The following is a 7,938-nucleotide window of genomic DNA, read 5'->3' on the forward strand; positions in this document are numbered from 1 at the left end:
CGTCAGTTCTGAAAAGATCGTCGCACAGGTCGCAATCGATGCATGCGAACGCGCAGCGAAGGTCGCCCCAAAAGATCCCAGGATTGCCCTGCAGCTAGGTCGGGCATATCAAGCCGCAAAGAACGTTGATGCGGCTGCTCGGCCGCAATACGCCAAGGCGTTCGAGGGTGGCAGCGTTCAAGGCGCGGCCAACCTGGCGTCGCTCTATCTGATTGGAGAGGGCGGCATCCCGAAGGATGACACCGAAGCGCTCCGCCTCTCGAAATTCGCTGCAGATCACGGGAACGCGCAAGGTCAAAACGACCTTGGAGTTCTTTATCTAGCGGGACGTGGCGGGCTTGCCCAAAGTGATAGTGAAGCCGCCCGCCTTTTCAGGCTTTCCGCAGATCAGGGCTTCGCGCCGGCGCAATATAATCTCGGCAGATTGTATCAAACGGGACGGGGCGGCTTAGCCAAGGATGAGTACACGGCCGCCCGTCTATACAGAACGGCAGCAGAGCGCGGTAACGCCTTCGCGCAAGTCTATCTCGGGATCTTTTATCTCGAGGGACGTGGCGGAGTCACCAAAGATGAACGCGAAGCGGGCCGACTGTACAAATTATCGGCCGACCAAGGTAATGCTCTCGGAGAGGCTTATCTCGGGCTTGCCTACGCGCGAGGTCACGCAGGGGTATCAAAAGACGAGCGTGAAGCCGTACGACTTTTTAAGCTTTCGGCTGACCAAGGTAACGCCGTTGGCCAGGTGAACCTCGGGTTTGCCTATGAGCATGGAGCGGGCGGGCTAGCAAGAGACGAGCGTGAAGCTGTGCGTCTCTACAAGCTGTCAGCTGAACAAGGCAACGATCAGGCGCAAAATAACTTGGGCGCTGCGTATTTGCACGGCTCCGGTGGGTTAACTAGGGACGAGACCGAAGCTGTACGGCTTTATAAGCTCGCAGCAGAACACAGGAATGCGCAGGCGCAGGCGAATTTAGGACTTGCCTATTTGGCTGGGGCCGGAGGACTGCCGAAAGATGTTGTAGAGGCTGTACGGTTTTTCAAAATGTCTGCAGAGGGGGGGCAACGCTCAAGGTCAGGCAAATCTAGGAGCTGCATACGAGCGCGGCGATGGCGGGTTAGTAAAAGATGAGCGCGAAGCCGTCCGCCTGTACAGGCTAGCCGCAGATCACGGAAATCGTTTTGCCCAAGCGGCATTGGCCCGTCTCATTGGAGTTCGGCCCGCGGCAACTCAGATAGTGACCGAACTATCCGCGGGCGACGCGCGCGTGAGGATGGTTTCAGGCAATGGGACCTTTTACGTGCCCGCTCTCATAAACGATACCTTGAAGTTAAACTTCGTTGTTGACAGTGGAGCCTCTGACGTTTCGATCCCAGCCGATGTTGCTCAAACATTGATGAGGACCGGCACGATCAACGAAAGCGACTTTACTGGATCCACAAACCATCGCCTTGCTGATGGTTCGATTGTCTCATCGAGGACATTTATCATCAGATCTTTGAAGGTTGGAGATCGAACGGTGACCAATGTTCGCGCAAGCATCGCACGCGCCAATGCCCCTTTGCTGCTTGGACAGTCCTTTTTGAATAGGTTCAGGTCTTGGTCGCAGGACAACGTAACCCACGAACTTGTCCTTCAATAAGGTCTCACACTTGCGGGTGATCTCATCGATGTCCTGACTGATCAAGTCACGCCCGAACCCTACACCCTCCCCGTCCAGTGGTAGAGCCATGCATCAAACGATTCGCACCAAACATTCTGCAGCGCGACATACATGGGTGCTGTCGGTCGTCGTCTTCGCGCTGTCAACATCGGTTCCTCTCGCTGAAACGGTCGATGTCAAATATCGCGGCGCGGTCGACCTCAAATCGTTCGCGTGCACCGACATTACCCGTAGCAGCTTTGTTCAGCGTGCCTGCTACGACAAGGCGCAGAGCTATAATCGCGCCTTCCTCCAACAAGCCCGGACGCGCGTCACATGGACATAAGAAAAAATGTGCCGAAGGCGAGCAAGCCGAAGGATGCCACGACTACGCCGTCGAACACCGCACAGAGAAGGTCGAGTTCGCGTTCGTCCATCTGACAATCCTATTTGCTCGCGGACTGTTTCTCCCAATTTAATACACCCAGCTTAAGCTCATCCCCCAGCAGCTAAGGGTGGTACCGTAATCACACGGGGCGCAGTCCCGTGTCCCGCGGGAGCCGGCTTCGCTGCTTTTGAACCCTTCATGCGAGGCTCTGGCACCCCGCTCTATCATTTGCCAATGCTGCAAAAAGGTTGATCCGGGGTTAAGTTCAAACTAGGCCACTCGAAACTCCAAAGCAGGCCACTGTGGCATTTAGTTCGCGATTGTCGGGCCGATCTGCATGAGCCCATTCCCGTGGTGGGACGATTGCCCGTACCTTCCCGGTATTGGCGTCGCGCGTCGACTGCTAAATTGTCCGCATGCGAAATGCTGATAAATCGCAAGCTCAAAGAGAAGATCAGACCAGATTCCCGATCTGCTCATTAGCGAGATGGTCCGACTATGAAGATGAAGAGCGACCGCCCGGCCTTACACTCCGAAAGAATGTCTCATCTGACTTGCGATGCGCTGGACAGCGTCCGTGTATTGACCGTGGTTGAAGTGCTGATCGGCGACGTAAAAAACTAAAATGATGCCAACAGCTAGCAATAAGCCTTTCACGAAATGACGCTCCTTAAGGTCTGGGCGGCTCCGAACGTCTTGAGGATTCCGGCATTCTAGTTGGGACCTCCGTCCGCGTCGGCTCCCGCGACCGGCCAGCCTCCAGCGTTCTGTTGTCGCGTACCATCCAGGAAGCTAATCGAGCGTAGCCGCGCCTTAGCGCTGGCATGAGCCATTCCCGTGGCGGGTCTCGATCCATCTGAGGAGAATTGCAGGGTTGCTTTAACGAATGCTTTATCAGCCCATCCGGAGAATCACGGGCAGAACTGCTTTCAACGTCATCGGCAGCTAACGGATTGCACGCTGGGCACGGCACGCCGGAACTGCCGCAACCGCACGCGTCGACACCGCTCCAAGGCCGATCCGGATGTTCTTTGCAGACCCAATCGTCAATCTCCGCAGCCCTGGGGTCTGACCAAGTTCGCCGACGCATTTCATTGGTGCCTATGGTGAACCAGTCCAGGCGACTTTGCATCATTCCAACGTGGTAGGCGGGCAACCGCGGCCTATGAAGTTATGTCTTTCCCTATTTGATCTAGTGCAATTCGCAATTGCCGCGGCGCGTTGCTACCTTTGCACATGGTTAAGTATTCCGACGCGAACCGCTTTGGATCCCGGCGGGAGAGCCCTCAGGACCGCAACGCATCGATGGCGTGGGCAATCAAAACGCCAACGCTCACAATAATCAGAAAGGCAATAATGACGTTAAACATGGCTGCACGAAAACGTTTGGCCCGCGATCAGTCAAAAGATTTCCGTTATTAAGGTTGCTTCTTGTCCATGACTGATGCGCTCAAGACACGCGGTCTAATGGATACAAGGATTGATTTCCTCGCCCAGCCCGACAGCCAGCCATGACAAAGGGCAACAAAAGCTGCGGCTGGCTGATGTCCTTGAACTGTTCGAGCTGATGCGATGAGCGAACCGGCATGCATCCTCTGCGACGATTGCAGCTGTCTGTGAGACGCACCAGGATCAGCCGTGGACCGGTCCGCACGCCTGTACATGTGGTGGTGCCGGCGCGCCCTGCCCGAAGTGCAACAAGCCCGAAGGCGAGCTACCTCGGTTGCCGCGCGGGTTTCGGGACATGTTTGATAAGGGTGACCGCTGAAACCGAGGCGGGTGTCCTTGTGTGGAGCGTTTGAGCCGATCTAGGATGGCCGGATCTACATCGAGAAGATTAACGCTCCGACGCTCTACCAGGACAAGGCGGCACCGGCCGAATATCACTGCGGCGCCCTGGCGGCCCGTTCGGAACCGTTCCATGTCGGCGGCGTTTGCCAGCAGGCTCGAATGCTGAGATCGCCGACATGAAATGGATTCTAGTTGTATTGGTTGGTGGCGTAGCACCAGTTCAAACCGATCTTGTATTTGAGAAGCTATCGGATTGCCTGACCGCCGAGGAGCAATTACAGCACACCTATGCCGATGCCTACGCCGCTTTAAGTCAGCGCTTCACTATGGATGAAGACCGGTTCGACCGGCGCCGCAGTCGCAACTACCGCCGGGCTCGAGAAGGTGCGACCGGAAAACTTGCGAATGCCGGGACCTGCATTCCGCATGCGGGGACAGATAAGCCAATCACCTCGCTAGACAATCAAGCAGCACCGGGGTCTCAGGCGCCTACGCCTGCGCCTTCGCCAAGCTCAAAACCATAGCGTCAACGATGCGGTCCCGCGAGGGCCCCGCCGAGATTTCGGCTCAGGCGATCAGAGAACTCGAAATTCGATAGGCATTTTGATCTTCGACGGTCGGAACCGAAACGTTTCGTGCTCGGGGGTTTGGCTTATGGGTTTCGGGGCTTCGCAAAAGGCGAGGCGCAATATGATCAATCTGCCCGTGGCTGACGTATTTCTCCCCGTCGCGTCGCTTTCCTGAGCGAGGTCGTGGTTTTCACCTTGATCGGGATGTTCTGACAGGAAGGCGCTCTGGGCAGCGCTCAGTTCGATGCGCGGTCTAGCTCTCCACAAGCTTGATGGTTGAGACCGGCCATCTCCCGTCATGGCCTTCGATCGAAATCCGAAGCCCGTGCAATTCATCGAGCCAAACGTTCTCCACCGTGCCGGCCTTTCCATCGGTAAGGACGACGGTTTTGCCGATCAATTCGGATTGAGCCGCTGCGTATTCTTGCAAAATCTTTAACCCACGGCGCTTAGCCGATGGCATTGCTCGTCCCTGTTCGGCCGGAGCCGTCTGTGCAGTGGCAAGGCGTCGCAACGGCGAGGCTTGTCAACCGCTGGACGGATTGATGGTGACCGCTCTTCCAATTCGCGGAGCCGGTTGATTTGCGTTCTGACGTTCGCTGGCAATTCCCGCTCTGGTTCCATCGTCGTACGCAATTTCTCGCCGATCTCTCGAACGATGGCGCGGCTGTGTTTGTGGTCTATGTTGATGCTCTTGGGCATAACGAAGCCTCGTTCGGAGCAAGAAAGCGCTCAGCGGGGACCCGCGCTTACGCTCCCCCTCCCGTAGCTCTCCGTTGCGAGCACGGTGACGATTCTGAATGGAACTGGAGACCGCCGCCTTTGGCTATCATTGCGCGTGCGCTTGTATTCAACAGCGGGTCGCTGGCAGCGACCTTTGGCTATCCGCGACATGCGCCGTTTTAGTACCGGCGAGCGGCGGTCTCATGTTTCTCTAAAGCCTGGCAGGGCGCTTTCGTTCCTTTGATCTCTGGATCGCGACGTGATGTTCCGTTCGGACGAGGAATTCGGGTCTGGCATCGACGCTTAGACCACTGGGCCCGATTGACACACGAACAGCACTCGGAACCGTTTCTGAGAGCTCCGAGTTAGTTCGTTCATGGGGCGAAGGGACGGATCATCGCCATGAGGATCAAATATCTCGCTGCAATTGCGATAGCCGTTTGGACCGCTGGTGCTGGATTGGCGGCGATACATTCCGTTGGCTCGCCGCTCGAAAAACAGTCCACGCCGACCGCCATTGAATTGGCGACCCGAATAGCCGCGTCCGTGGATGCGTTCTCGCCTCGGTCCGGCGGCTAACAGCCGACCTACTCAAGCGCGCCTAAGCGCCGCCCGCCACCCGTATTCGTCCGGGATGGAAGTCCTGCTCGCATCGCAACATATTCGCGGTGTTCATCAAATTCATATTTCCGTTCGCCCGGCCGTCATAACTGGTGGCCGGGCTTTTGCGTGAACGTCAGAGCAGATCGCACGCGGGCGCGCAGCCGCACACTTTTCGGTTGCAAGCCGGAGCGCATACCGATCAAGATGGCTCGGACTGCGGGGCGGGGTTAAACCATGGAAGGCCTATTAGCGCTTGCCATTGGCGGCGCTGTATCGTGCATTGTCTTTTTGACCCTTACCGCACTCAATCGGCAGTCCTCACCAGACCGCGCCGAGCAACAGCCGTCGACGCCCCTCCGCCCGTGCCGCCGCGTGGGCGTGCGACAGACAGCCCTTCGTTCCCTCTGGCACCCGCGTCCGAAACTGTACCCCCCAACCACCGCCCCTCAGCCATCACGCCCGATCCGCCCGCGCCCTCAAGCACTGGTGCGGCGGAGAGCACTTCGCAAGCACCATCGCCCTCGTTGGAGACAAAGGACGCTCCGATCCCACGCGAGCGACCACCTGTTCCGGCTTGGCACGCGTGGTCCCTTCCGTCTTCGGACCTGAAAATAGCTCCGCCTGTCAGTCCAAAATGTATGACGTTCTTTGATGTCGAGACCACGGGCCTCAACAGCAATGACCGGATTGTCACGCTCGCTGCAATTAAGCTGATGAACCCCGATACGTGTGCAACTCGGCTAGCAGGCTGTTGAAGAAGTCGGTAGCGAAGCGTTCCGTATCGTGATTCTCTAGGACCGGATTTAACTAGGGGGCGCGATGCGTGGAAGCGACGAACGGTCCGGCTCGCTTTTCAGTTATGTCGACCTGGAGGCTCGGGTTCGCGTCGACCACCCGCTGCGAATGATCCGAGATTTGGCGAATGCGGCGCTGGGCGACCTTTCTGGGGAGTTCGGCAAGCTCTATACGGACTTCGGTCGTCCCTCGATCGCACCGGAGAAGTTGCTTCGGGCGATGCTCCTGCAGGCGTTTTACGGGATCCGCTCGGAACGGCAGCTGATGGAGCGAATGGAGTTCGATCTTCTGTTCCGCTGGTTCGTTGGATTGGGGGTGGACGATCCCGTCTGGGACCATTCGACCTTCTCGAAGAACCGCGACCGACTGCTTGAGGGCGAGATTGCGGCCAAGTTCCTGAACGCGCTTTTGGCGCAGCCGAAGGTCAAGCGTCTGCTATCGAGCGATCACTTCTCGGTGGATGGTACGCTGATTGAAGCCTGGGCTTCGATCAAGAGCTTCCGGAAGAAGGATGGCAGCGACAAAGACGAGGACGGTCCGGGACGCAATAGCGAGCGTAGCTTCCACAAGGAGAAGCGATCCAACGAGACCCATGCGAGCACGACCGATCCCGAGGCGCGGCTCTACAAGAAGGGTGACGGCCAGCCGGCCAAGCTGAGCTATATGGGCCATGCGCTGATGGAGAACCGCAATGGTTTAGCGGTTTTGGGCGGGGTGAGCCAAGCGACGGGCACCGCCGAGCGGGAGATTGCGCTTGCCATGATCGACAGGCGCGGGTGCGCGAAGCGGATCACTCTGGGGGCGGATAAGGCCTATGATGTCACGCAGTTCGTGCACGACCTAAGAGATAGATCGGTTACCCCGCATATCGCGATTGACGGACATCTGAGTAAGACCGGCAAGCGGCGCAAGACGGCGATCGACGCGCGCACCACGCGTCACAGCGGCTACGACATCAGCCAACGCTGCCGCAAACGCATCGAAGAAGTCTTCGGCTGGATCAAGATTCCGCTGGCTTGGCCAAGGTCAAGCTGCGAGGCCGCGACCGGGTGGATGCCGTCTTCGTCCTTGCGCTTGCAGCCTACAATTTGATCCGGCTTCCCAAGCTTCTGGCGTCACCGGCATGAGCATTCGGGGCAGATGGCAGGTGGTCGAGACCCCGGGCTACGACATGGCCTTGGCGAGCGCCTACATCCTGAGGCCGGCGGCGAATTCGCCTTCGATTGCCTTACAGGCTCCATTTTTGGAGCCTGCCACGGCGATGCCGTAGAGTTCGGCTGGCAAGGAAACGACGAAATGGAGCCAGCCGAGGGCGACGGCTGGGCCGAACTGCAGGATGACGGCTCACTCGAAGGGGAGATCTGCCTCCTCAACGGCGACAACATCCCATTCATCGCGCGCCCTTCAAGGACTTCTTCAACAGCCTGCT

The 7,938-nt window shown here is 57.8% G+C and carries 5 protein-coding genes and 1 pseudogene; 5 read left to right on the plus strand and 1 reads right to left on the minus strand.

Annotated features, from left to right (window positions below):
• The 4 genes from AKN84_RS43770 to AKN84_RS47030 all read left to right on the plus strand — a co-directional run.
• On the plus strand, positions 1 to 1,129 hold a 1,129-nt coding region (locus AKN84_RS43770), incomplete at its 5' end, for an SEL1-like repeat protein (RefSeq protein ID WP_162240945.1).
• Entirely contained in the window at positions 1,047 to 1,640 is a 594-nt protein-coding gene (locus tag AKN84_RS50955) for a retroviral-like aspartic protease family protein (RefSeq protein ID WP_430649978.1), read from the plus strand. The genes AKN84_RS43770 and AKN84_RS50955, both read left to right, overlap by 83 nt.
• Positions 1,641 to 1,776: 136 nt before the next feature.
• Complete coding sequence (locus AKN84_RS43775) at positions 1,777 to 1,986, plus strand: hypothetical protein (RefSeq protein ID WP_050426522.1); 210 nt, start codon at positions 1,777 to 1,779, stop codon at positions 1,984 to 1,986.
• A gap of 2,009 nt (positions 1,987 to 3,995) precedes the next feature.
• A complete protein-coding gene (locus AKN84_RS47030) occupies positions 3,996 to 4,343 on the plus strand; it encodes a hypothetical protein (protein ID WP_128971709.1) in 348 nt (115 codons plus the stop codon).
• 298 nt (positions 4,344 to 4,641) lie between these two features.
• On the opposite strand, the gene AKN84_RS43780 is transcribed toward AKN84_RS47030, so the two are convergent.
• Positions 4,642 to 4,851, minus strand: coding sequence for a PRC-barrel domain-containing protein (locus AKN84_RS43780; protein WP_050426523.1), 210 nt, complete (start codon positions 4,849 to 4,851; stop codon positions 4,642 to 4,644).
• A 1,682-nt stretch (positions 4,852 to 6,533) separates the two neighbouring features.
• Here AKN84_RS43780 and AKN84_RS43785 point away from each other — a divergent pair.
• Positions 6,534 to 7,636, plus strand: a pseudogene (locus AKN84_RS43785) (IS5 family transposase).
• Positions 7,637 to 7,938 lie beyond the last annotated feature (302 nt).

This window comes from Bradyrhizobium tropiciagri (genome assembly GCF_001189845.1).
GTDB classification, from domain to species: Bacteria; Pseudomonadota; Alphaproteobacteria; order Rhizobiales; family Xanthobacteraceae; genus Bradyrhizobium; species Bradyrhizobium tropiciagri.